Origin of the sequence: Bradyrhizobium sp., assembly GCF_035935975.1 — a bacterium.
Classification (GTDB): Bacteria; Pseudomonadota; Alphaproteobacteria; order Rhizobiales; family Xanthobacteraceae; genus Bradyrhizobium.
Map to the genome: position 1 here is coordinate 131,021 of NZ_DASYWN010000053.1, position 24,378 is coordinate 155,398.

A 24,378-nucleotide genomic window follows, 5' to 3' on the forward strand; every position below is an offset into this window, starting at 1 on the left:
TCGCGCTGCTTCGGAAGGTCGAAGCTCGCCCTTAGGCGAGCTTGACCGTCTCGGCCTTGACGTCCTTGCCGAGCGCTTCGAACACCTTGGCGACGATGCCCTTGGCGTCGAGGCCGGCGCGGGCGTACATCGCAGCCGGCGTGTCGTGGTCCTGGAACACGTCGGGCAGCACCATCGAGCGGAACTTGACCATGCCGGTGTCGAGCACGCCCTGATCGGTCAGGAACTGCGCGACATGCGAGCCGAAGCCGCCGATCGAGCCTTCCTCGACCGTGATGAGGACGTCGTGGTCGCGGGCGAGCTTGAGCACCAGCTCGGTGTCGAGCGGCTTCATGAAGCGCGCGTCGGCGATCGAGGTGGAGAGGCCGTGGGCGGCGAGCTCGTCGGCGGCCTTCTCGCATTCGGCGAGACGGGTGCCGAAGGAGAGCAGGGCGATCTTGTTGCCCTGGCGGATCATGCGGCCCTTGCCGACCTCGAGCGGAACGCCGACGTCGGGCATCTCGATGCCGCGGCCTTCGCCGCGCGGATAGCGCAGCGAGCTCGGACGATCGTCGATCGCGACCTGGGTCGCCACCATATGCACGAGCTCGGCTTCGTCCGCCGCCGCCATGATCACCATGTTGGGCAGACAGCCGAGATAGGCGTTGTCGAACGAGCCGGCATGGGTCGCGCCGTCGGCGCCGACGAGGCCGGCGCGGTCGATGGCGAAGCGGACGGGCAGGTTCTGAATCGCGACGTCATGCACGATCTGGTCGTAGCCGCGCTGCAGGAAGGTCGAGTAGATCGCGCAGAACGGCTTGTAGCCTTCGCTGGCAAGACCGGCGGCGAAGGTCACCGCGTGCTGCTCGGCGATGCCGACGTCGAAGGTGCGGTCCGGGAACGCCTTGTTGAAGATGTCGACGCCGGTGCCCGACGGCATCGCCGCGGTGATGGCGACGATCTTGTCGTCCTTCTGCGCTTCCTTGACGAGGCTCGCGCCGAACACGTTCTGGTAGGCCGGCGCATTCGGCTTGGCTTTCGCCTGCGTGCCGGTGGCGACGTCGAACTTGACGACGGCGTGATACTTGTCGGCGGACGCTTCCGCCGGGCCGTAGCCCTTGCCCTTTTGCGTGACGACGTGGACCAGGATCGGGCCCTCCTCCATGTCGCGCACGTTCTTCAGCACGGGCAGAAGGTGGTCGAGATTATGGCCGTCGATCGGGCCGACGTAATAGAAGCCGAGTTCTTCGAACAGCGTGCCGCCGTCCATCATGAAGCCGCGGGAATATTCCTCGACGCGGTTGGCGCGGTTGGCAATGATCTTGGGCAGGCGCTTGTTGATCTGCTTGGCCGCATCGCGCAGCGTGCGATAGGTCTTGCCCGAGTACAGCCGCGACAGATAGGCGCTCATGGCGCCGACCGGCGGTGCGATCGACATGTCGTTGTCGTTGAGGATCACGATCAGGCGCGAGTTCATGGCGCCGGCGTTGTTCATGGCTTCATAGGCCATGCCCGCCGACATCGCACCGTCACCGATGACTGCGATAACGTTGTTCTTGCCGCCGGAGAGGTCGCGCGCGACGGCCATGCCGAGACCGGCCGAGATCGAGGTCGAGGAATGCGCGGCGCCGAACGGATCGTAATCGCTCTCGCTGCGCTTGGTGAAGCCGGACAGGCCGCCGCCGGTGCGCAGCGTGCGGATGCGGTCGCGGCGTCCAGTGAGGATCTTGTGCGGATAAGCCTGATGGCCGACGTCCCAGATCAGCCGGTCGCGCGGCGTGTCGAAGACGTAATGGATCGCGGTGGTGAGCTCGACCACGCCGAGACCCGCGCCGAAGTGACCACCGGTCACCGAGACGGCATCGATGGTCTCCTGCCGCAGCTCGTCGGCGACCTGGCGAACCTGCTCGATCTTGAGCTTGCGCAGGTCTTCCGGCGTCCGGATGGTGTCGAGAAGCGGCGTCTTACTGTATGCGTTCACGGCGATTTCCAATTTGTCAGCGCCGGAAGATCGTTCCGGTGCGCGATGGGTTTGCACAATATCGGCGCAGCGCGAGTCCTAAAACCGTCGGAGCCACCTGCATGGGGCAGGGCCCCGTCTTCAAGCTTAGGTGAGCTTAAGTGCGCTCCGGTTCAGTCTCTGTGATCCCTGTCACTTCGATCGGCTTCGTCCGTCCCAGCCAATTTCATTAGCAGTTTGAAGCGCTTGTCGTTGGTAATCGGTGCCCACGCAAGGCTTACAAAAAGCCACACTCCGCGCAGCTTTACACCAAAGCTTGGGCCAAAGCCAACCCGCTGGGCCGATTACAGGCATACCAGTGCAACCCGCGGGCCAGAGTGGTTAACCGTGGCGCCGGGTTAAGGGTTCCAGTCTTGCCCGGTTCCTCGGCAGGATTTTGGCCGCGAGCGAGGGCTTTTTGGACGGATTCGGGAGGGCGAAGTGGCCTCGCGCCGAGTTCCCCCCAACTTTATGTCGTCCGGCCTGTCCCGTGAGCGGGAATCAGAGGCGTGCAATCATGAAAAAATGCAGGCGGGCGATGCCCGAGGCGGGGCCCTTACTGGACGTCGAGCGGCGCGGTTCCGGTGGCCTGACCGCTGGCATCGGTGGTGATCTTGTCCACACGCGCTTCGGACTGGCGCAACAGCTCCTCGCAGCGGCGCTTCAGCGCCTCGCCGCGCTCGTAGATCGTCACGGATTCCTCGAGCGGCACCTTGCCGTCCTCGAGCCGCTTCACGATCGTTTCGAGTTCCTCGATCGCGCGCTCGAAGGTGAGCCGGGAGACGTCGACTTGAGTATTTTCGGCCATATCCGTTTCCGATTGCCCGATTAGCTTCTGATCTAAACAGCAGCGTTTTGCGGGCTTAATGTGGCAGGTGGGTCAAGCGCCCATCAGGGCGCCGACATGCGCCGTAACAGATTCTTTCAATCCTTGCAGGTCATAGCCGCCTTCGAGCACGGAAACAACGCGGCCCCCGGCGGACTTGTCGGCGAGATCCATCAGCTTGCGCGTGACCCAGGTGTAGTCCTCCGCGCGCAGATTCAGCGAGGCCAGCGGATCGCGGTAATGCGCATCGAAGCCCGCGGAGATGATGAGCAGCTCGGGGCTGAATTTCTCGAGCTGCGGCAGGATGAGGTTCTCGAACGCGGAGCGGAATTCGGGGCCGCCGTCCTCGGAGGCGAGCGGCGCGTTGACGATGGTGTCGTGATCGCCGCGCTCGCCCTTGGCGCCGGTGCCCGGGAACAGTGGCATCTGATGTGTCGAGCAGTACATCACGGTCGGGTCCGACCAGAAGATGTCCTGCGTGCCGTTGCCGTGATGCACGTCGAAATCGACGATCGCGGCGCGCTTGATGCCGTATTTGCGCTGCGCGTGACGCGCGGCGATCGCGACATTGTCGAAGAAGCAGAAGCCCATCGGCTTGCCGATCTCGGCGTGATGGCCGGGCGGGCGCACCGCGACGAAGGCGTTGCGGTGTTCGCCGTTCATCACCGCTTCGGTTGCCGCGACCGCGCCACCGACGCCGCGCATCACCGCTTCCCACGTGCCGGGGGACATCGAGGTGTCGCCGTCGATATAGACTTGGCCGCTGGTCGGCGCGATGTGGCGCAGCTCGGTGACGTAATGCTCGTTGTGGCACAGCGTCACGAGATCGAGATCGCCCTCCGGCGCCTGGTCACGAACGAGGTACTGGAAACGCTCATGCGACAGCGCCTCCTCCACCGCGCGCAGGCGATCCGGCCTTTCAGGATGTCCCGGCGGCGTGACGTGGTCGAGGCAGGCCTTGTGGGAGAGGAGAAGCGTGCTCATCAGGTCGGCCTCACTGAATTCGGGCTCTTGACGTCGTTGGCGCATCCGGCGCGAAAACGCAATGCAAAACCCAATCTATGCGTTCCACATGGAATGGCAAAGGCCTGTCCCGATGCGGCCCGTTTGATCCGGATCAATTCACGCGCAGGATGCGGGTTGGCGGCAACGGGCCGATCGGCCCGTGCGCCCGGAAGAATGCGAACAGCGCGTCCGCGTCGTAGCCGCCATATTGCGGCGATGTCCCCTGCTTGGCGACGGTAAAGCCGTCGCCGCCGACCGCGAGGTAGTCGTTGACGGTGACGCGGTAGCCGCTTCCGGGCTCGATCGGCCTGCCGTTGAGCGTCATCTTGTCGAGCGCGATGCGCTCGCCGAACGGCTTTGACGCGTCCCAGCTGTAGCTGAACCCGTTCGACACTTGCAGAATTCGCGGCCGCTTCGGATCGAGCCATTGCTGCTCCAGCATGTCCTTGAGCTGGTTGCCCGTCAGCGTCATCGTGACGAGGCGGTTGCGGAACGGCTGGCTTGCGAACAACTCGCCAAAGGACACCGCGCCGTTCTCCTTCGGCACGATGTCGGTGCGGATGCCGCCGGGATTGGTGAGCGCGATGACGGCGCTACCATCCTTGGTGTCCTTGGTGGCAAAGAGCTGCGCATCCGCGATCACGTCGCCGAGAGGACTTTCGCCGGCCTCGTTCGGAATGCGCGACAGCGTCTGCGTCACCGATCCGGCGGGCCGGTTGGCGATCGGCGCGGACAGCTTGTCGTAGGCATCGATCAGCGCGGTCTGCTCGGGATCCTTCGCCAGCGAGGCATTGGCGACGATGACGTTGTCAGCCTTGGCGTCGACGATGTCGCGGGTCACAGGGTCGAGCTTGAGATCGATCGCCGTGACCAGCGTGCCGTATTTGTCGCCGCTGGTGACCAGCCGCCCGTCGATCTGACAGATGTAGGCGCGATGGGTGTGGCCGCTGACGACGACGTCGACGGCGCGATCGAATTTCTTGACGATGTCGACGATCGGCCCGGTGATGGCAGGGCATTCATTGTAGTCGCCGGAGGGCTCGCCGCCCTGGTGGATCAGCACCACGATCGCCTCGACGCCGCGCGCCTTCAATTGCGGCACCAGCGCATTCACCGTCTCGGCCTCGTCGCGGAATTCGAGCCCGGCAATTCCGGCGGGCGAAACGATGCCGGCGGTCTCCTTCAAGGTCAGTCCGATGAAGGCGACGGGAATGCCCTCGAACTCGCGGATCTCGTAAGGCGGCAACACGCTCTTGCCGGTCGCGATCTCCACGGTAGAGGCCGCGAGATAGTGGAATTTGGCGCCGGTGAAGGGATGCGGCCCCTGGCAGCCGTCGACCGGATGGCAGCCGCCGTTCTGCATCCGCAAGAGCTCGGTCTTGCCTTCGTCGAACTCGTGATTGCCGACCGAGGTGATCGCAAGTCCCATCATCGAGAGCGACTCGACCGAGGGCTCGTCGTGAAACATCGCCGACAGGAACGGGCTCGCGCCGATCAAATCGCCGGCGGCCACGAAGATCGTGTTCTTGTGGCCTTCGCGCAGCTGCTTGACCAGCGTCGCCATGTACTCGGCCCCGCCGGCCGCGACTATCACCTTCTTGGTCTTGTCCTCGGGGTCGTTGATGCGAATTCCGCCCGGCGGCGGCCGCAGATTGCCGTGGAAGTCGTTGATGGCGAGGATGCGCAGCTCGACCGGCGCGGCGGTCTGGGCCGAGGCGGGCAGGGTGAAGGCGAGCGCGAGTGCGGCAAGGATGGATCGGTATCGCATGGAACCAGACTAGTCGTTCCGCGCGAAGATTTCACGAAAGTTCTTGCTGTCATTCCGGGCTCGCGACTTCGTCGCGCCCCGGAATGACGGGCTACTTCTTCTTCCGGTTCGCGAACGCGTTGAACGCGGCAATCGCATCGTCGGACTTCAACCGCTCGCTGAACAGATGGGCCTCCTGGTCGATGCGGCGGGTGAGCTCTTCCGGCGGGGTGCGCAGCAGCTTGCGCGAGGTCGCGACCGCTTCGGCCGGCAGCCGGCAGATCTCGCGCGCCACCTTGCGCGCTTCGACCTCGGTATGTCCCGGCGAGACCACGGTGTTGACGAAGCCGGCCGCATGCGCCTCCGCGGCGGTGAAGGTCCGTCCCATGATCAGCATCGCAAAGGCGCGCTGGTAACCCATCGTGTTCGGCATCAGGAGGCTGGCGGCGCCGACCGGCACGAGTCCGAGATGGATATAGGGCGCGGAAAAGGTCGCCGCGTTCGAAGCCAGCACGTAGTCGCAATGGAACAGCATCACGGTGCCAATGCCGATCGACGCGCCGTCGACGGCGGCGATGATCGGCTTGGTGTTGAGGGCGAGCGAATAGAGAAACTTGGCGCCGTTCGACAGTGTCTCAGGGCGCGCGGTGTCGGCCTGGAGGAAATCGTCGATGTCGTCGCCGGCGGTGAACACGCCGGAGCCGCCGGTGATGATCATGCAGCGGATGTCGGGGTTGTTCTGGGCAGTGTCGATCGCGCGGCTCATCTCCCGGTACATGTCCTGCGTGATCGCGTTCTTCTTGCCGGGGCGGCGCAGGGTGATGACGCGCGTTCCACGCTCTTCGGTGACGATGATATTGCCATTCGGCATTAAAGACCCCCTGCGGTCGCCGCGACGCCTGACTTTGGCGAGTCTCGCACGCATCAGCCTACATGATCTTGCAGGCGTGCCAATCCGCCCGCTCGACCTTTTCGAAAACGTCCCCGTGAGCCACCCGCGTGGCGCCGCCGTTTTCCGATCGGGAACTGCGCTGCGCGGGATCACACTGGTTGTATCGCTTCGCACATGCAGTTGCGCATTGCAACAAATGGCTACAATGTTTAATTTGAAAAACCAATGGTTGTGGGGCACGATTGCCCCATGCCGTTCCATTTGGCCGATTGTTCGATTGATGATAGCCGCAACGGGCGTTGACGAATCCTCGCTGCGTTATCGCGGCTGGCGCGTCGTGCTGGCCTGCTTCCTGATGGCCTTCTTCATGTTCGGGTTCGGCCTCTACGGCCAGGGTGTTTACCTCGCCGAGTTGCAGCGCGCCCATGGCTGGCCGGGTACGCTGGTCTCCGCGGCCAGCACCTTCTCGTTTCTCCTGACCGCCGTCCTCGTCATCTTCACCGACGATCTGCTCGCCCGGATCGGGCTGCGATCGCTGATCCTGTGCGGCCTGACGGCACTCGGCGCCTCGACGGTGCTGCTGGCGGTGATGCAGACGCCCTGGCAGCTCTATCTCGCCTATGCGCTGATGTCGGTCGGCTGGACCGGTATGGGCACGGTGGTGATCGCGACCGTGCTGAACGCGTGGTTCGAACGGCGCCGCGGCCTCGCGCTCAGCCTCGCCTTCAACGGCGCGACCTGCGGCGGCATCATCCTCGTTCCGCTGTTGCTGTCGCTGACGGGCAGCATCGGTTTCCGGTCCGCCATGCTGGTGGCCACGATAGCGATGGTGCTGCTGGTGTTGCCCGTGGTCGTCATCTTCATCGACTGGCCGGCAAAAGTGTCGCAGGCGTCCGGCGATCGTCCGTCCGGCGCCGGCACGGCTAAGCCGCCCCATTCCCGAAGGGCGCTGCTCGCCAACGCGGCGTTCTGGACCATGGTGCTGCCGATCGCGATCGCGCTGCTGGCGCAGATGGGATTCATCATCCACCAGGTGACGTTCCTCGAGCCATTGATCGGACGCTATGCCGCAGGCCTTGCGGTCACCATCATGGCGGCCATGGCGGTGGTCGGGCGCCTGTCGCTCGGCCTGTTCGTGGACCGGCTCGACCCTCGGCTCGCCTGCGCGGCGTCGATGACGAGCCAGGCGGCGGCGCTGTTCGTGCTCTTGCAGAGCGAGAGCCCGACGGTGCTGCTGATCTGCTGCGCCGTCTACGGCTTCTCGATCGGCAACATGATCACGTTCCCGCCCTTGATCATCCAGCGCGAGATCGGCTCGACGGCCTTCGCCGCCGCGATGGGATTGGGCACGTCGATCAGCGGGGTCGTCAGCGCCTTCGGCCCGGGCATCGTCGGCCTCGTGCGCAGTTTCACCGGCAATTACACGACGGCGTTCGCGATGTGCGTCATGCTGGATGTCGTTGCGGCGGGCATCGTGCTGTGGCGGCCGGGGAAGCGCGTCGAGGTTTCGCGGGATCTGTCACCCGAGCGAGATCGTAGAGTGGGTTAGGCCCGTAGCCCGGATTGCGCGAAGCGTAATCCGGGATTCGTGCCACAAGCGACAACCGCCCCGGATTGCGCGGAGCCTGTCATCGGGCGGCGCCTCGCGCCGACCCGTTGGTTCCATCAGGGCTACGAGACCTCAACTTACCCCAGCAACACCGCATCCGCGGCGGCGACCGACGCCGCACTCTCCGTCACCGTACGCTCCAACGCACCGGCCTGCACGCTGATGTTCTCGGCGAAGAAGCGCGCGAGCGAGACGTAGCGCGATGCGTCCGTATTGCCGTCGGCCTTTGCCGCGAGCGCTTCGGAGGCCAGCATGCAGCCGCCGAGGGTCGCGCCGAACTGCTGCAGATACGGCGTCGCGCCGGCGAGCGCCTCGTTCGGCGCGGAGGTCACGCGCTCCAGCAGCCATTTGCTGGTGCGCGTCAGTGCCTCCAGCGCCTCGCGCAGTTTTGTGCCCGTTGTACCGAAGGCGGGATCGTTGGACGCCTCGACCTGCTTGACGGTAGCTGCGAGTTCGTCGATCAGCGCCCACACCGAGGCGCCGCCATTGGCCGCGAGTTTCCGCGTGACGAGGTCGATCGCCTGGATGCCGTTGGTGCCCTCATAGATCGCGGTGATGCGGGCGTCGCGATAATGCTGCGCAGCGCCGGTCTCCTCGATGAAGCCCATGCCGCCATGCACCTGCACGCCGAGATAGGCGACCTCGTTGCCGATATCGGTGGAATAGCCTTTTGCCATCGGCGTCAGCAGCGCGGCGCGTGCGGCCGCATCGGCGCGCACCTTCGGGTCCTTGGCGCGCGTCGAGACGTCGATCGCGACAGCGGTCGCATAGCAGATGGTGCGTGCGGCGGCGGTCTGCGCCCGCATCCGCATCAGCATGCGCTTGACGTCGGGATGCACGAAGATCGCATCCGAGCCGTCGCCCTTCTTGCCGATGGCACGGCCCTGCTTCCGCTCTTGCGCATAGGCCAGCGCCTGCTGATAGGCGCGGTCGGCAACGCCGACGCCCTCGAGGCCGACGCCGAGGCGGGCCTGGTTCATCATCGTGAACATGCAGCGCATGCCCTGGTTCTCTTCGCCGATCAAAAAGCCGATCGCGCCGCCATGATCGCCCATGGTCATGGTGCAGGTCGGCGAAGCATGCATGCCGAGCTTGTGCTCGACGCCGCTGGCGAAGATGTCGTTGCGCGCACCGAGCGAGCCGTCGGCGTTGACCATGAACTTCGGCACGAGGAACAGCGAGATTCCCTTGGTACCGGCGGGCGCATCGGGCAGGCGCGCCAGCACGAAATGCACGATGTTGTCGGTCATGTCGTGCTCGCCATAGGTGATGAAGATCTTCGTCCCCTTGATGCGATAGGTGCCGTCGGCCTGCTTCTCGGCGCGGGTGCGCAGCGCGCCGACGTCGGAGCCGGCCTGCGGCTCGGTGAGCTGCATCGTGCCGGTCCATTCGCCGGAGACGAGCTTTTCGAGATAGATTGTCTTCAGCTCGTCGCTGCCATGCGCGTCCAGCGCCTCGATCGCCGAGGCCGTCAGCAGCGGGCAGAGGCCGAAGGCGACGTTGGCGGCGCTCCAGATCTCGGTGCAGGCGGCGTTGATCGCGATCGGCAGGCCCTGGCCGCCGAATCCTTCCGGTCCCGACACCGCGTTCCAGCCGCCCTCGGTCCAGCGCTTGTAGGCATCCGGCCAGCCCGGCGCGGTCGTGACCTTGCCGGCGTCGAGCTTGATGCCGTGCTCGTCGCCGACCTTGTTGAGCGGCGCCAGCACGTCGGTCGCGAACTTGCCGGCCTCCTCCAGCACGGCCGCGGCAATGTCGGCGTCGAAATCGCCGTAATGGCCGGCTTCCACGGCAGCCTTCAGGCCGGCGCCATGGTTGAGCGACAGCAGCATGTCAGAAATCGGCGCGCGGTAGGTCATGGCTCACTCCCGTGGACATCATTGGCGCCGTATTCCCATGAAACGGCGGAGGTCTCAATGGGCGGGAGTGCCCCGGGAAGGGGCCGTGCCGGGACTATAATGACTATAATAGAGTATCGCGCGTCCGCCCCGAGGCCGGTGGTATTTTGCCCCTCCAGGCGGTTGAAATGCCGCGCCGCTCCCTATAGACCGGCTGCGACCGAGGGGAATCTGCGGGAGCCGGTCCCGTTCCGTCAGTCGTCTGTTGGGGCGTAGCCAAGCGGTAAGGCAGCGGATTTTGATTCCGCCATTCGGAGGTTCGATCCCTCCCGCCCCAGCCAGATCTCGCGCCCAGCCTGAAATTGCTCGCGAAACCGGCCTGGCTGGGAGCTGCTGCACAGCTCTGCGACACATCACTGCTGCACAGGGTGGTGTTCGCAATGGCTGTCGACATCTTTCGCCGGAGCGCCGTGTATTACTGGCGGCGCCGAGTGCCGCGCTCGCTTGCCAATCTTGTGGAACGTCCGCATCTTTTTCTGAGCCTGAAGACCACCAGCCGAACGGCGGCGCGTCGGCTGGCCGCTCAGCTTGACGTGATCCTGGAAGACGCCGCGATGCTCGCCGATAGCTTCGACCCGCACCTGTCAAAGTCTCAAATTGAGGCAATGCTTCGCCGCGTCGTCGACAGGCAGCTCGTGAAGCTCGACCGGCTCGCGTATGCCGCCAAGAGCTCGTCCGATTTCGATCTCGAGCGTGATCGAATGGGCGAGAAGCAGGTGGTTAATGCCTATTGAGGGTGTCGAAGGCCCGCGCGGTGGCTCATGACTGGTAGGACAACAAGTTACGTGATCGGCGCGCCGCTCAATCTGACTGTCTGCAGGAGGCGCTTGGGCGAAGCGGCCATGCGAATGCTCTCAGTAAACTTGTCGATTGACAATCTATGCGTCGTGCTTGCCTCGAAGATTTTGACGATCCAGCGCGAGCGCTAAGATGCTCACGACAATGTCCACCGGTGCGCCCGGGTTCGAAGGGCGATCGTCAGGATCGAACGCGACCCCAATGACCGCAGATTGGCCTGCCCTCGTTGTTACAGGCCAAAAGTCGAAGCGCGACGCCAGATATGGATAAATTCCAGCGCGTGCCACTAGTCCGCTCGTCGACGCTGACAACGCCGCCTCCAGGTCGGCGTCCTGAAGCTCAAGGTCGCTGACTGCCGCGGGGGATGCGACATTGCCCTCCACGAATATGATTGCGACAGGAGCTTTGAAGAGCGCGAACAGCGCCCGAGACGTGATCGCGACTATCGCCTTTGTATCATCGGCCGCGATAATATCACGGCTGTAGCCTTGAAGTACGGTCACACGTCGCTCCAGGAGTGACGCCTCGACGGCCCTGCGCCGAGACGTGAAGGCAACGCCGCTGACGATGAGGCCGATAACAAAGAGCAGCCCGATGGCCCAAATGTTTGCCGGGTCGTCAACGGCCAGTGAGTAGCGGGGCTCGGTCAGGAAGAAGTTATAGGAGAGGGCACCTAACACCGCGGAACAGAGTGATGGACCCAAGCCGAAGACGACTGCTGCGGTGATGACCGGCACCACGAATACGAGTGAAAGGTTCGGGATGCTCACCTCTCGATCGACGCCGACGGCGAGGATGGTGGCGACCGCCGTCATCATCACTGAAGCAAGATAGCCGACCACTGCCGGTGATTCAGAGACCGCAGAGTCAAGCGTCTGGTCGACTTTCGACTTGGCTTCGCCGGTCAATGGCTGGTCGAATTCATCTGCCACGGTTTGACTCCTGCCAAGTCGATGCGGTTGCGACAACTCGCCGGAGCAAGAGCAATCCACCGGAGCGGCCAGCCGCCGGAGGCCAACCAGTATACATCAACATCGGCGGAGACCAGATCGGAAATTCAGATCGTTTCCACCGCTCTTGTGGCAGAGAGTCAGTGCGTTCTCACGAAGCATTTGCGACTGCCGGCGGGGCCATCAGTCGCCAGGTGCAGAGCCGATTTTCTCGCTTGGCGAATTGCGGAAATGCCATCTGAGGCGGCGTGACCCTCCCGATATAGGAAAAGCATAAAGGCACTCAATCCGTGAGGTCTTCGCTCGATCGGGAACTAGGGCATCGGCGTCGCAGTTGATGGACTACAAGTAGTAACGGTGCCGCGACAAACGAACCTGCGGAGAGCTGAGAGCGGATTCCAGGCGCCATCTTCACCGACCAACGAGCCGGGTGTCGTGGCAGCCAGCGTCTATGCCGGCGGACACCGTGTGACCGACATCGAAATCGATGAAGCCGAAACATGGTCGAAGAAAAAAGGGCACGTGGTCTGGATCGGCCTGCATGAGCCCAGCATGGAGGTGCTCCAGCGGGTCGCGGTCCAGCTCCACCTGCATCCGTTGGCGATCGAGGACGCCTCAAACGCTCATCAGCAGCCAAAGGTCGAGCAATATGGCGATGCCCTGTTCGTCGTGGCGCGCACGGCGCAGATGGCGGAGGGCCACATTGCCTTCGGCGAGACTCATCTGTTCGTCGGCAAAGGCTACGTGGTCTCCGTGCGGCATGGCGCTTCGACCTCTTACAAGGCGGTCCGCGCCCGCTGCGAGTCCTGCCCGACCTCGCTTTCCCAGGGCGAGGACTATATTTTGTACGCCATCCTCGACTTCAGCGTCGATAATTATCGGCCAGTCATTGACTCCATTCAGATCGAGGTGGAGAGGCTCGAGGAGGACGTGCTTAAGAAGTCGCTGGCTCATCGGGACTTCGACCACGTTTACCGGCTGCGCCGCGATCTCCTGCGTTTGCGCCGCGCCGTCGGTCCGCTCATCGATGTCTGCAAGCGGCTCGATCACGTCGACCTGATCGCGATGGACGACGATATGAAGCCGCTGTTCCGCGACGTGCTCGATCATGCCAGGCGCGCCGAAGAAGACATCGATTCATTGCGCGAGATCCTCGCCTTCGTGTTCGAGGCGACGATGATGGCAGGACAAGCGCAGCAAACCGATATCGCCCGCCGCTTGGCGGCATGGGCGGCGATCCTGGCGGTGCCAACGGCGGTTGCGGGCATTTACGGAATGAATTTTGAACACATGCCAGAGCTGAAATGGGAATACGGCTACTACATGGTTCTCACAGGCATCCTCGGCGTCTGTGCCATTCTCTTCCTCCGTTTCAGGCGCAATGGCTGGCTCTAGCCATTTCGAGGAGGCCACTCTTCAAGGGAAGCCCGCTCCTTCAAAAGACATCCATTGATTCGGCATCTGTTTCGCATGTTGAAAGACTTTGGGCGACTCCGTTGGAGTGCTTAGCCATCTTCATCGCTCGTTGCGCATGTAGGGCTTCGCGCGGTCACCGATCTCAGGTCGGACGCCGTCGCGGCCGCGCTGTGGAGATCGGCCGTCTCCGACAATCGATCGATGCCTGCGTCAATCTGGAGGTCCATGAGATGAAGAATGACATGCGCAAAGGCAGCCATTGCCAGGATGAGGATCCAAAGACGTAGACCCACGAAGCTTCTCCATCCTCTGATGGTTTGCACAGATCGGACAGCTGGTTGGGATCTCGGCTTACTGAAAAAGGGAGCCCCGGACGAACCGGGGCTCAAGTTGTTGGAGGTTTGCAGAGGCGTCGGTACTTACTTCAGTATTTGGCGACGACAGGGGCGTCCCAATGGAGCTTGTAGTTCACGCCCACCAGCACGGTCTGAGCGCGCTGCTGAACGTTGAGGACCTCGCCGGCGCCGCCGCCCGCCAGGGTGAAGGCCCGTGCGCTGTCATCGAGGAACCACATGTAGTTATATTCGGCGAAGACAGACCAGTTTGGCGCGAACATCCATTCGGCGCCGATGCCGGCGGTCATGCCGGGCTGGTAGAAGCTGGCGGACTCGACGAGGGCGCCGCCTGGCGCGAACACCTGGTTGCGATTCTTGACCCACGCCTCGGATCCTGACGAACTGCTCGTTGGTGCGGGAGCGCCGCTGGCCGTCGCGTAAGCGGCCCGGCGCCAAGGCGACGTAACGCCTCAGCGGGGGCGAACGCGGCCGCCTCTGAAGAAGCCCGAATAAAGGCAGAGCAGGAAGAGCGCGAAGTGAACGACGGCCCGCGCCGCGCTGATCGACGGCGTTTCGACCAAGCCGGTGCCGAGAAGCGGCACCGAGACGTCGGCCGCGGAGAGATAGGCCAGGATTCCGGACGAGACGAAGAAGGCGCCGGCGAGGAATTTCCGGAAATCGATGCTCTGCCATGCGAGATAGAAGCTGCCGGCGGCCATCAGGATGCCGGCGATAGCGTAGGCCGCGATGATCATGGGCGTCTCCGAAAATTCGGACTCAGGCCATTCTAGGTGTTTGGACGCTCTGCGATATTGTTTGGTTACTTTGAGGGAGGCGCTCGGCCAAAGTCTCGACCTCATTATTCCGGAGCATCTGCGGGCCTCGCACCGGCGGGCTTCGAATGCGCGATGACCACTGGCGCGATGAAGCTGCAGCGCCGCGTCGTCGGCCATGTCGAGCCTCGAAGACCCCTCGGAGCGCGGGCAAAGGTCCCCGTGCATGGGGCGCCTCCATTGCTGACCGGATTGCGTTCGGCGGGCGCCGCGATCCACCATGAGGCGGCCGGGGGGAGCGAAGAGCCGCCGTGGTCGTGAGTACAAAACGCGGGACCGAAGCCCCGCGCCAATGTCTCAGTTGGGTCTCAGAAGCGCCATTCTGAAGGCCGGCAGTCATTTCCGGTCTTCCCATATAGGCAGACGATTTCAGATCCGATCAAGACTTCGCATTGGGGCCAGCAGGCGACATGCAAGGTGGGCCGCTTAGTGATAACTCGGGCGTGCTAAGCTTTCGTAAGCCGGCGAACACTCGCTTGTCATGAGCCAGTTCGGGCTATTCGTCCCGGCGAGCAGCGTACAGGAGCTACCTGTTCCGCCTGTTCGTCGGACTTACGCGGAAATCGATCACCTCGTCCCGTGGATGAACGCTTGCATCTCCTCCAGCGTAAGCTTGCCGTCTTTATTGCCGTCCATCGCCTTGAAAATTCGTTCGTGAGCCGCCTGAAACTCCTGCAGTGAGATGCTCCCATCGCCGTCGGCGTCCATCAGAGCGAACATCATACGCATCATAAAAGGTGGTCCCATGGTGCCTCCACCCGTCATGCCGCGCCCCATCATTTGTCCCATCATGCCGCCGCCCCTCATGCTTCCTTGCCCCATCGTGCCCGCGCCTTCCTGGCCCATGGGATGCGATAGCATTTGTTGCTGATCTGGTTGGGGCGTCATTTGGCTCTGTGCAAAGGCATCCACAGTGCAGTACGCCAGAATGAGAACGGATGTCGTGAGTCCCAAGATGCGACTGTACATTTGAAACCTCCTCAGAAGTGTCATAAGCCCCGCCCGAGCAATATTGATCCTATCCTTTTTTTGCCAAGGAAGGCAGCTGCGGCTTACGGCTTAAGCAATGGCTCTGGACTGGGCTCGCCTATCTCGGGGCCTTCTTCTCGACGCGCCGCTCATCCTTTCCGAGACCGGCAGGCGATGCCGGATATCCAAGCCGTCTAGATCGGGATACGCCAACTTCGAATCATTCGGCGACTTGGCGGGCAGGGCGGCTTCTGGCCGCAAAGCGGACGTCGCACTCCGGCGCTCTGTACCGGGCAGGAAGTCAATACCAAGCACGCTATCCGCTCGCCGGCAGCGCCGACAAGGCATTGCATTCATCCCGGCGGCCCTTGACGCGAGGATCTCATGAATCATCCGAATTTGATCTGAATCATGGAGTTCGGTGAGCCAACGCTTAAAGTGAAGGCAAGCCCGCCAGGCAAGGGGGCGCTTCAACGGGAAGAATCCAGGGATGACTGATGTGAGCAACCTTGCAAGGATTGAACACGATCCGAACTACCAGGAGCTCGTGCGTCGCCGTTCGTCGCTGGGCTGGATGCTGTCGCTGATCATGCTTGTCGTCTATTTCGGCTTCATCCTGCTGGTAGCCTACGCTCCCAAGTTTCTGGGTACTCCGCTGGGTAGCGGCGTGACAACGATCGGAATTCCAATCGGATTGTCCGTCATCGTGCTCGCCTTCGTGCTGACGGGCATCTACGTGCGCCAGGCGAATTCCAGCTACGACGTACTCATCCGCAAGATTGTCGAGGAGAACCGCTCATGAAGAAGTTCTCCTGGCTAGCGGTAATCCTTTTCGCAAGCATACCCACGCTCGCGCTTGCCGCAGGCACCATCGATGGCGGCTCCAAGCAGGCGACCAACTGGTCGGCGATCGGCATGTTCGTCGGGTTCGTCGCGCTCACGCTCGTCATCACCTATTGGGCCGCAAAACGGACTGCGTCGGCCGCAGATTTCTACTCAGCCGGCGGCGGAATCACCGGGTTCCAGAATGGTCTTGCGATTGCCGGCGACTACATGTCGGCAGCTTCATTCCTCGGCATCTCTGGCCTTGTCTACACCTCCGGCTATGATGGCTTGATCTATTCGGTCGGCTGGCTCGTGGGCTGGCCGATCGTCACGTTTCTGATCGCCGAGCAGCTGCGCAATCTCGGCAAGTTCACATTTGCCGACGTCACGTCGTTTCGGCTCGGGCAAACCGACATCCGTATCCTGGCGGCGTGCGGCTCGCTGGTGACCGTTGCATTCTACCTGATTGCCCAGATGGTCGGGGCTGGCAAGCTGATCCAGCTGCTGTTCGGTCTCGATTACTGGATCGCGGTCGTCCTGGTCGGCGGCCTGATGATGATCTACGTCACCTTCGGGGGAATGAAGGCGACAACTTGGGTGCAGATCATCAAGGCCGTGTTGCTGCTCTCGGGTGCAACGTTCATGGCCGGAGCCGTCCTCTACAAGTTCGGGTTCAGCCCGGAAGCACTGTTCGCCAAGGCGACCGAGGTGCACCCCAAGAAGCTCGCGATCATGGAGCCGGGCAGCCTTATTTCGAACCCGCTGTCGGCGATCTCGCTTGGCCTCGCGCTGATGTTCGGGACGGCGGGCCTGCCGCACATCCTGATGCGCTTCTTCACGGTGAAAGACGCTCAGGCGGCCCGCAAGTCGGTGTTCTATGCCACGGGCTTTATCGGATATTTCTACATCCTGACCTTCATCATCGGCTTTGGCGCGATCACGCTGGTTTCGACCGACGCGATGTTCCTGGACGGCAGCATTCTGGAAAAGACCAAGAGCGGCATCGCAGCGATCAAGGGCGGCTCCAACATGGCCGCCATCCATCTCGCGAACGCGGTCGGCGGCAACCTGTTTCTGGGCTTTATCTCGGCCGTCGCCTTCGCCACGATCCTGGCCGTTGTGTCGGGATTGGCCCTGGCCGGGGCGTCGTCCATCAGCCATGACCTCTACGGCATGGTGATCAAGGGCGGCAATGCCAATGAGCAGGACGAGATCCGTGTCTCGAAGATCGCGACACTGGTTCTCGGCCTTCTGGCGATATTCCTCGGCATCGTGTTCGAGAACCAGAATGTCGCATTCATGGTGGGCCTCGCCTTCGCCATCGCGGCGTCCTGCAATTTCCCCGTGCTGGTGATGTCGATCTTCTGGAGAGGCCTGACGACGCGGGGGGCGCTGATCGGCGGCTTCCTGGGGCTCGTCAGCGCGGTCGTTGGGGTCATTCTCTCGCCGGCGGTCTGGGAAGTCACGCTGGGCTTCGCCAAGGGATCGGCGCCCGTCAAGTTGGACAATCCGGCCTTGTTCTCGATGGCGCTCGCGTTTGCGGGCATCTGGCTGTTCTCCATCCTGGATCGCAGCAGGCGTGCCGCTCTCGACCGCGAGGGCTTTGATGCACAATACGTCCGCTCCCAGACTGGCATCGGGGCTGCCGCCGCCACGACGCACTGAAACGAGGCATGCGGGACGGCGCTTCGGCACCGGCTGGGTCACTGGACCGGCCGGTGCCATCTTTCGATGGTCAATCGTCAGATACTCGGATTGTCCGCATCTTCGGAAGACTGAAATGCCCAAGGCATTCGATATTACTAACCCTCCGTTCGATCGTCTGACGCCGCACGAGGCCGAAAAACTGCGGGCCGCGCTCGACATCGGATACTTCCGTCCGGGGGAAGTGATCATCGGTAGGGACGGTCCGGCGGATGCGCTCTATGTCGTCATCAAGGGAACAGTCGAGGAGCGGAGCGAGGCCGACTTGCTCGCGCTGCTCGGTCCCACGGACACCTTCGACAGCCGGGCACTCGTTCACGACCACAACGGGCACGAATTTCTCGCCCGCGATGAAACGCTTTGCTATATCATCCCCAAGACGGTCGCCCTCAATTTGATCAAGGCCAATCCGCGATTTGCGGCATTTTTCTACCGCGAAATCTCCCAGAAGCTGGATGAGCTTGCCAATGACGAGGAGGCGAAGCGTTACGGCTCGCTGATGCACGCCAAGGTCAGTGAGCTATTTTGGCATCCTCCATCGTTCGTGGCGGCGAGAGACACGGTTGAAGCCGCCGGTCACCTGATGCATGAGATCGACAGCAACGCGCTATTCGTTCGCGATGGCGAGCGGATCGGCATCATTACAGGCATGAACCTGTCAAAGGCGGTGGTGTTGCGGCGTCAGCCGATCCAGACGCCGGTCGGTGAGTTTGCCAATTTCGACATCGTGTCGGTCAGACCCGACGATTTCGTCTCCTCGGCCCTTCTGCTTATGACGAAATACAACAAGCGGCGTCTCGCAGTGCACGATGGCGAGCGGTTCGTGGGCATTCTCGAGGACATCGACCTTCTCGGATTCCTGGCAGGCAGCGCTCAGGTCGTCGCCGGCCGCATCGATCGCGGCTCCAGTGTGCAGGATCTGGCGATTGCTGCGCGCGAGATCGAGGCGCAAACGCGGGCGCTGCGGAGGCAAGGTGTCAAGGTGGAGGTGATTGCGGAGATCGTCTCGGACCTTAACCGCCGCCTTCTCTCCAGGCTGTTCGAAATGGTCGCGCCCGCCGAGCTGCGGACCAGTGGTTGCCTGATCGTCATGGGCAGCGAGGGGCGCGGCGAGCAGACCATGCGCACCGACCAGGACAACGGTCTTATCCTCGAGGGGCCCGCCGAAAGTGCGACGCTGGAGTTGTTCCGGAACGAGTTCTCGGGCGCGCTGGAGAGCTTCGGTTTTCCACCCTGTCCCGGCGACGTCATGGTGCGCAATCCGGTATGGTCCAAGCCGCTCTCCGACTATCTTGCGGATTTGCGTCGCTGGATCGTGCTTCCCGACGAGACCGCCCATATGAATGTGGCAATCATCTATGATGCGAAAGCGATCGCGGGCAACGAGCAACTGCTTGATAGCGCCAAGACGGCATTGATCGACATGATCCGAGGTGAGCAGGCGTTCCTGGCCCACTTCGCCCGCGCAGTTGACGCCTTCGAGACGCCGATCGGCCTCTTCAACAACCTGATCACGTCCGAGGGCACGGGAGACGCGCTCGATCTCAAGAAGGGTGGAATCTTTCCCATCGTGCACGGCGTTCGCAGCCTGGCGCTCGGGCAGGGCCTGCGCGAGACCTCAACCGACAAGCGAATCTCCCGTCTATGTGACCTGGGTGTGCTGCGACCCGACTTTGGACGCGACTTGACGCAGGCCTTCCGATTCCTGCTGATGCTCCGGCTCGACGGGCAGCTGGCCGCGTGGGCCGGGGCGTCGGGTACACTGGTGAGACCTGCGCATCTGTCCAGTATGGAGCGTCACCTGCTGCGCGACGCGCTCCAGGTGGTGAAGAAATTTCGCGAAATCGTCCGCCATCACTTCAAGCTCGGCATGTTCTAGAATGCTGCCACGTGCGATCAAGCGGCTGTTCCACCAGGCGACCCTGGGCAACCAGTCGTACCGCTTCATGTTCGGTCGAGCTCCAGACGATGAGTTCGTCGTCATCGATTGCGAGACGACCGGCCTCAATGTACGGAAGGACGACATTGTCACTATTGCCGCAATCAAGATCCGCGGCAATCGAATCCTGACCAGCGAGCACTTCGAAGCCGTAGTTCATCCCGACAGAGAGATGGAGGCGGAGGCGATCAAGATCCACGGTTTGCGCCGGTCCGATGTCGAGGCGGCGCCAATCGTCTGGAAGGTTCTGCCGAGTTTTCTGCATTTCATCGGGACGCGTCCGCTGATCGGCTACTATGTCGATTTCGACATCGCCATGCTGGATAAGTACATTCTTCCGCTGGTCGGAATCGAGCTGCCTAACGAGCGCATCGAAGTTTCGCGCCTCTATTACGAACGCAAATACGGTGATGCCCCTCCCAATACGTCGATCGACCTCTCGTTCGCCGCGATGCTCAGGGACCTCTGCATTCCTCTCCTTAGACAGCACGATGCTTTCGACGACGCGCTGATGACGGCGATGATGTTCTTGCAGTTGCGCGACCTGACCGAGCGGGGCGTGCGGATCGCACGGCAGCGCACCAGCCCCGTTTTCAATCCGACTGGGGCGTGAGCGAGGCCCAGCAAAGCGATCGCAGTGGAGCGGGACGGCATGTCTGGTCATGGTCGATTTCGTTGAAGAAGTCCGTCGGCGACCGAGGTGGCCGCAAATTGCAGCGCAACCGACCATCTCTCAGTCCGGTTTGGCTGCTGCATTGGGACCAGCTTAGATAATCAATTTCAATTAAGGTCTGACCACTTTGGGCGCCGGGATAACTAGGGCGCGATGCCCAAATGATCCGATACCGATTCGATCCCCGGCGTTGCCTCGGCCGCAACGCGAACAGCGGTCTTCTCATCCACGCTGAAGACAAATCCCCAGAGATCGGCGCAGCGGTCATTGATGATGATGTTGAAGGGTCTGCCCGCCCACGGCTGATCCTTGATGCTGTCGACGAAGCGTTGATACAGCACGCGGTCGCTTTCAACCCAAGCCTTATTGTCGTTGGCGCGGGCCAAGATTTGCAACAGGTTCGCACGGCTGACGATACCGACCACCAGTTCGTCCTGAACGATCGGCACCCGCTTGATGCTGTGCTTCTCCATCAGGTTCGCGATTTCCCACAACGGTGTTTCCGGCTGCGCCGTTATCACCTCACGCGTCATCACATCGCTTACTCGTTTGGCGTGCGACTTGACGAACTCCTTCGCCAGCGCGTCGCTTGACATGAGTGTTTCGTCCCCCCTGGAACGGCGCCGTTCGGTGCCGATCTCGACGCGCCGGATCAGATCGCCTTCCGAAACGATGCCGACCAGCTTTGCGCGGATATCGATGACCGGGAGCGCGCTGACGCAGTTACTGACCATCGCATTTGCCGCGATTTGAACGGGGATATCAGGGCCAACCGAGATAACCCCCCGAACCATCACGTCCTGCGCTTGCATGCCTGCCTCCCTTGTTCGGGGCAGAAAGTCTACCACGCGCCCCGACTTATTGCAGCCCCCGGAGGGAGCATGTCCGGTCGGGGTCAAACAGCGAATTAGCGGAAAGAGCAGCTTCTGACGCAAAGCGGACACTCGGGGCCAAACCTTGGCTCCCGAACCTTATCGGCGCAAACTGCAGCGATGGATTATGCGCACTCACCGGAATGACGCGCGAACATCACCGACTGTACGTTTCGGGTTCTGGAGGCGAGGGGGCGCCCTCGCAGGTCGATGCGCGAAGGCTCGAGCTTCGGCTCGCTGCACACCTTGCGGGAAGGAGGTCCCATGAAGCGTCGGACCCGTATTATGAAAGAGCTTGAAACGTCCGAGGTCGTGCTGGCGCGGTTGCGCGAGGAGCGCGCGCTTCTCGACGCCAGGATTGCGCAGTTGGAGGAGCGCCGCCAAGCAGATGTACTGCAGCTGATTGTGGACACGGCAACACGTTTCAATTTGGCACAGCTGCCGGCCGCGAGCATAGTCGCTGGTCTCGAACTGCTCGCGCAGAGCGCTTGCGTGGATCGTCCGGTCCTCGATCCCGGCGGGACCGATGCTAACAGCTCCGACGATCCTCAAGAGGAGCTCGTGCCGGTGATTGTCCGGCTGACGCGCAACACCTCGGCCGTCAACCGCGTGATGCTTGAAAATGCGGGCGTCCGTTGGAACGGGCGCGCTGCTGGATGGAGCGGTCGCGTCACCCCGGACGCCTTGCGGCACCTGCGCGAGATCTTCCCCGGTCGCGTCAAGGGACCTGATCTGGGCCGCTCCGACGGCCATCCGGAGGATGAAGCCGGTCCGACGGCCGAAGCCGATCGGCGGCCGGCCACGTCGCCGGATGTCCAGCCGGCCATCATGGAGGCCGACACCATCGCGCCGGCAGAGGACCGCCCCGTGAACGTGAAGGACGTGGAGACGGGGGGCGGCCATGCAGCCAGTTGTCCCCGCCGTTACGAGGCTGCCGGCGTCGCCGTACCGCTTGCCGTTGTCGCGCCCCCGGCCGCCGACCTAGCCTGGCCGTGGCGCCGCCAAAGTAGCCATCTGGCCCCGTGCTCATGGCTTGCCGGGTGCGGCACAGAGCTGCTACCCGCCTCCCGTGTCGCTCCGATTTCTAGCGTGATTTCAGGTGCCTGAGGGCGGCGACAATCTGGCTGAGTACCCTCCCGCCCCAGCCAGTTGATTTCGCTCAGCTATCCCGTCCTCTCCCTGCTCTCATTCTGAACGCTATTCAGCTCTCCATTCCGAACGGATGTCGCCGCTTCGTTCGCAAGCAGGTGCGCGCGGCGCGGACAACATGCGCGCCTCAATGCGCTTTGCATAACCGGCGTAGCTCTCTCTCGTTCGATGCACGGAGAGCGCGGCCTTGGCCCTCGGTCAACTCGGCCTCTTCGCGCTCAACGTCCAAGTCGCTTTCGTCGACACATCCTCGGTATGGTTCGTCGCCGCCGGGGCTGCATTGGTTGCATCCTTTCTGTTTCCGGCGCCAGCTAAGGATCCGCAGAGCGGCTGACAGCGAACTCATCTCTGCTCGAAGGTGAAACTGCAACTGCAGAGCTGCATCACTGAACCCGTGGCAGCTTCGAACATCCGGCCTGTCCCTGACTTGCGCTTCCGCGCCTCAGGGGGCCACGCGTAGGCCCTCAGATTTCGCAGCCGGTTGAATTCAAAGCCTTGAGCAAGCCGCCAAACGCCTTGAGCCGGCATGGCTCGGTATCGCTGGCGGCCTTTGAGGGTTGGACGATCGTCGTTCGCTTCACGACGGCTGCCTTTGCCTTTGATTTGGGGTGTGCAGCGGTGGTGACTTTCTTCGGCGAATGCCGCTGAGGAGCGACCGGCCTCGGAGGCCCCGAAGAATCCATACGGATGTCTTCCGGTGGCGCAATGCGTTCGTCGATCGAAGCAACTTGTACTGGCCTCTCGCTGCTCACGGCGGCAACTTCAAGGCGATCGGCCTTTGCCAACACGCCATGCGACTCGGAAATGCCTTCGTTTGGCGCGGCAAGGGGCTGGACGGTCTCGACTGTGCTGCGCGGTGGAGCTCTGAGCTCCATCGCCGACAGCACTCCCACACACAGCGGGATAAGCAGCCCCAACAACATCATTCTCAGCATGATGCGCCTCTAACCTCAGTTAGTGCCGCCGGGAATTCTCCCCTCCAATGAGGCAACTTGTCGGCCGCTACCGGCCTGCGCCCGGATCATTTGCAGACAGGGTTAATGTCGGCGATGCTCGCAGGCGTACCGAGACCGCTGCTGCCCCTGTCGGCTTCCAGGGGGGAGGTCGTGTCCGGGTGTAAACTGGACTTGGTTCAGGTCATGGCAGGTGATCTGCTCGTGATCCGTTGAGGTCCTGCACCGATTGAGCAGCGTAGATCGCGGCCAGGCGCTCGCCGAACGCCACAACAGATATCGACGCCGTGCAAGATCATCCTGCCATCGATGCAGGCAAACTGCGCCTGTTCCTCTTCGATCAGAGAGAGAAGGGGGCGACTGCAGTTCTGACTATCTGAGTGCGCGGGTGGAAAGGTCGATGAGCGTCTGGCTGACCAGGACGAGCAGGCTGTTCTGCTACGCGGACACGAGAGAATGGGCGGTGTGGAAAACTTTTTGAGATTTCGCTTGAAGTCACATGAGCGAGCGTCTATGTCACCGATCACTGAGCGCGGCGCCGCCGGGTCACTGACCAAGGCGAGCGGACGCGCCATTGATGCTCCTCACCTTGTTGAGTGACACAACAGCCGACACAATCGGTTGGAGTCATTCGACGTCGGTAAGGGTGTCGGAACCCTTCCTCCTGGGAAGGTTGGGGCCTCCACGGTCCCGGGCTGTTTGACAAGTGAAGATGAAGAAAGAGAAACGTGGACGGCGGAGTCCTTGCGGGTCTCGGTTCTGGAAAGCTTCGGCTTTTTGGATCGAGACCGGACGAAAGACTTCGGCGGTACACGTTTCAAAGGAAACACCATCGTTGCCCGCGATGTGAATCGCAGGCAGCACATCGGCTTTTGTCGATAATGGTGGGACCTCGTCAAACGTTGTGATCAGCCGGTTCAAAGTTCAAGTCCAACTTGAGAGTTTGATCCTGGCTCAGAGCGAACGCTGGCGGCAGGCTTAACACATGCAAGTCGAGCGGGCGTAGCAAT

The 24,378-nt window shown here is 62.4% G+C and carries 20 protein-coding genes, 1 tRNA gene and 1 rRNA gene; 10 read left to right on the plus strand and 12 right to left on the minus strand.

Annotation, left to right across the window (positions count from 1 at the left end):
• Positions 1-31 precede the first annotated feature (31 nt).
• The 5 genes from dxs to VGR99_RS33475 form a co-directional block, all read right to left on the minus strand.
• The gene (gene dxs / locus VGR99_RS33455) at positions 32-1,960 is read right to left on the minus strand and encodes a 1-deoxy-D-xylulose-5-phosphate synthase (RefSeq protein WP_326904215.1); all 1,929 of its coding nucleotides are present in this window, start codon (positions 1,958-1,960) and stop codon (positions 32-34) included.
• Positions 1,961-2,534: 574 nt separating this feature from the next.
• The gene (locus VGR99_RS33460; protein WP_326904216.1) at positions 2,535-2,786 is read right to left on the minus strand and encodes an exodeoxyribonuclease VII small subunit; all 252 of its coding nucleotides are present in this window, start codon (positions 2,784-2,786) and stop codon (positions 2,535-2,537) included.
• 72 nt (positions 2,787-2,858) lie between these two features.
• A complete protein-coding gene (locus tag VGR99_RS33465; protein WP_326904217.1) occupies positions 2,859-3,788 on the minus strand; it encodes a histone deacetylase family protein in 930 nt (309 codons plus the stop codon).
• Between the two features lie 133 nt (positions 3,789-3,921).
• Positions 3,922-5,577, minus strand: a complete 1,656-nt coding sequence (locus tag VGR99_RS33470) for a bifunctional metallophosphatase/5'-nucleotidase (RefSeq protein WP_326904218.1) — start codon at positions 5,575-5,577, stop codon at positions 3,922-3,924.
• A 91-nt stretch (positions 5,578-5,668) separates the two neighbouring features.
• Positions 5,669-6,427: an enoyl-CoA hydratase-related protein gene (locus tag VGR99_RS33475; protein ID WP_326904219.1), complete on the minus strand. Its 759-nt coding sequence runs from the start codon at positions 6,425-6,427 to the stop codon at positions 5,669-5,671.
• A gap of 301 nt (positions 6,428-6,728) precedes the next feature.
• Between VGR99_RS33475 and VGR99_RS33480 the strand changes: the two genes are divergently transcribed.
• The gene (locus VGR99_RS33480) at positions 6,729-7,997 is read left to right on the plus strand and encodes an MFS transporter (RefSeq protein WP_326904220.1); all 1,269 of its coding nucleotides are present in this window, start codon (positions 6,729-6,731) and stop codon (positions 7,995-7,997) included.
• A 137-nt stretch (positions 7,998-8,134) separates the two neighbouring features.
• On the opposite strand, the gene VGR99_RS33485 is transcribed toward VGR99_RS33480, so the two are convergent.
• Positions 8,135-9,913, minus strand: a complete 1,779-nt coding sequence (locus tag VGR99_RS33485) for an acyl-CoA dehydrogenase (RefSeq protein ID WP_326904221.1) — start codon at positions 9,911-9,913, stop codon at positions 8,135-8,137.
• Positions 9,914-10,158: 245 nt separating this feature from the next.
• On the opposite strand from VGR99_RS33485, the gene VGR99_RS33490 reads away from it, so the two are divergent.
• Both VGR99_RS33490 and VGR99_RS33495 read left to right on the plus strand, forming a co-directional pair.
• Positions 10,159-10,233: transfer RNA gene (locus tag VGR99_RS33490), tRNA-Gln, on the plus strand.
• A 99-nt stretch (positions 10,234-10,332) separates the two neighbouring features.
• Positions 10,333-10,686, plus strand: a complete 354-nt coding sequence (locus VGR99_RS33495) for a DUF6538 domain-containing protein (RefSeq protein WP_326904222.1) — start codon at positions 10,333-10,335, stop codon at positions 10,684-10,686.
• 144 nt (positions 10,687-10,830) lie between these two features.
• Here the strand turns inward: VGR99_RS33495 and VGR99_RS33500 are convergent, their stop codons facing one another.
• Positions 10,831-11,682, minus strand: coding sequence for a DUF4118 domain-containing protein (locus VGR99_RS33500; protein ID WP_326904223.1), 852 nt, complete (start codon positions 11,680-11,682; stop codon positions 10,831-10,833).
• A 393-nt stretch (positions 11,683-12,075) separates the two neighbouring features.
• Here VGR99_RS33500 and corA point away from each other — a divergent pair, with 393 nt between their 5' ends.
• A complete protein-coding gene (corA, locus tag VGR99_RS33505; protein ID WP_326904237.1) occupies positions 12,076-13,095 on the plus strand; it encodes a magnesium/cobalt transporter CorA in 1,020 nt (339 codons plus the stop codon).
• A gap of 445 nt (positions 13,096-13,540) precedes the next feature.
• Here the strand turns inward: corA and VGR99_RS33510 are convergent, their stop codons facing one another.
• The 3 genes from VGR99_RS33510 to VGR99_RS33520 form a co-directional block, all read right to left on the minus strand.
• The gene (locus VGR99_RS33510; RefSeq protein ID WP_326904224.1) at positions 13,541-13,813 is read right to left on the minus strand and encodes a hypothetical protein; all 273 of its coding nucleotides are present in this window, start codon (positions 13,811-13,813) and stop codon (positions 13,541-13,543) included.
• Between the two features lie 108 nt (positions 13,814-13,921).
• Entirely contained in the window at positions 13,922-14,206 is a 285-nt protein-coding gene (locus VGR99_RS33515) for a hypothetical protein (RefSeq protein ID WP_326904225.1), read from the minus strand.
• 645 nt (positions 14,207-14,851) lie between these two features.
• Positions 14,852-15,253 carry an EF-hand domain-containing protein gene (locus tag VGR99_RS33520; protein ID WP_326904226.1) on the minus strand — a complete coding sequence of 134 codons (402 nt, stop codon included), beginning with the start codon at positions 15,251-15,253 and terminating at the stop codon, positions 14,852-14,854.
• A 490-nt stretch (positions 15,254-15,743) separates the two neighbouring features.
• On the opposite strand from VGR99_RS33520, the gene VGR99_RS33525 reads away from it, so the two are divergent.
• From VGR99_RS33525 to VGR99_RS33540, 4 genes are all read left to right on the plus strand, one after another.
• Entirely contained in the window at positions 15,744-16,055 is a 312-nt protein-coding gene (locus VGR99_RS33525) for a DUF485 domain-containing protein (RefSeq protein ID WP_349256790.1), read from the plus strand.
• Positions 16,052-17,743 carry a cation acetate symporter gene (locus VGR99_RS33530; RefSeq protein ID WP_326904227.1) on the plus strand — a complete coding sequence of 564 codons (1,692 nt, stop codon included), beginning with the start codon at positions 16,052-16,054 and terminating at the stop codon, positions 17,741-17,743. Before VGR99_RS33525 ends, VGR99_RS33530 begins: the two co-directional genes overlap by 4 nt.
• Before the next feature lie 115 nt (positions 17,744-17,858).
• Positions 17,859-19,661, plus strand: coding sequence for a putative nucleotidyltransferase substrate binding domain-containing protein (locus tag VGR99_RS33535; RefSeq protein ID WP_326904228.1), 1,803 nt, complete (start codon positions 17,859-17,861; stop codon positions 19,659-19,661).
• Between the two features lies 1 nt (position 19,662).
• Positions 19,663-20,334, plus strand: a complete 672-nt coding sequence (locus VGR99_RS33540; RefSeq protein ID WP_326904229.1) for a 3'-5' exonuclease — start codon at positions 19,663-19,665, stop codon at positions 20,332-20,334.
• A 203-nt stretch (positions 20,335-20,537) separates the two neighbouring features.
• Here VGR99_RS33540 and VGR99_RS33545 read toward each other — a convergent pair whose 3' ends face one another.
• Positions 20,538-21,206: a CBS domain-containing protein gene (locus VGR99_RS33545; RefSeq protein WP_326904230.1), complete on the minus strand. Its 669-nt coding sequence runs from the start codon at positions 21,204-21,206 to the stop codon at positions 20,538-20,540.
• 324 nt (positions 21,207-21,530) lie between these two features.
• On the opposite strand from VGR99_RS33545, the gene VGR99_RS33550 reads away from it, so the two are divergent.
• Positions 21,531-22,373, plus strand: a complete 843-nt coding sequence (locus VGR99_RS33550) for a hypothetical protein (protein WP_326904231.1) — start codon at positions 21,531-21,533, stop codon at positions 22,371-22,373.
• A 506-nt stretch (positions 22,374-22,879) separates the two neighbouring features.
• Here the strand turns inward: VGR99_RS33550 and VGR99_RS33555 are convergent.
• The gene (locus VGR99_RS33555) at positions 22,880-23,350 is read right to left on the minus strand and encodes a hypothetical protein (RefSeq protein WP_326904232.1); all 471 of its coding nucleotides are present in this window, start codon (positions 23,348-23,350) and stop codon (positions 22,880-22,882) included.
• Between the two features lie 949 nt (positions 23,351-24,299).
• On the opposite strand from VGR99_RS33555, the gene VGR99_RS33560 reads away from it, so the two are divergent.
• Positions 24,300-24,378 (plus strand): 16S ribosomal RNA (locus tag VGR99_RS33560); the annotation flags it as partial.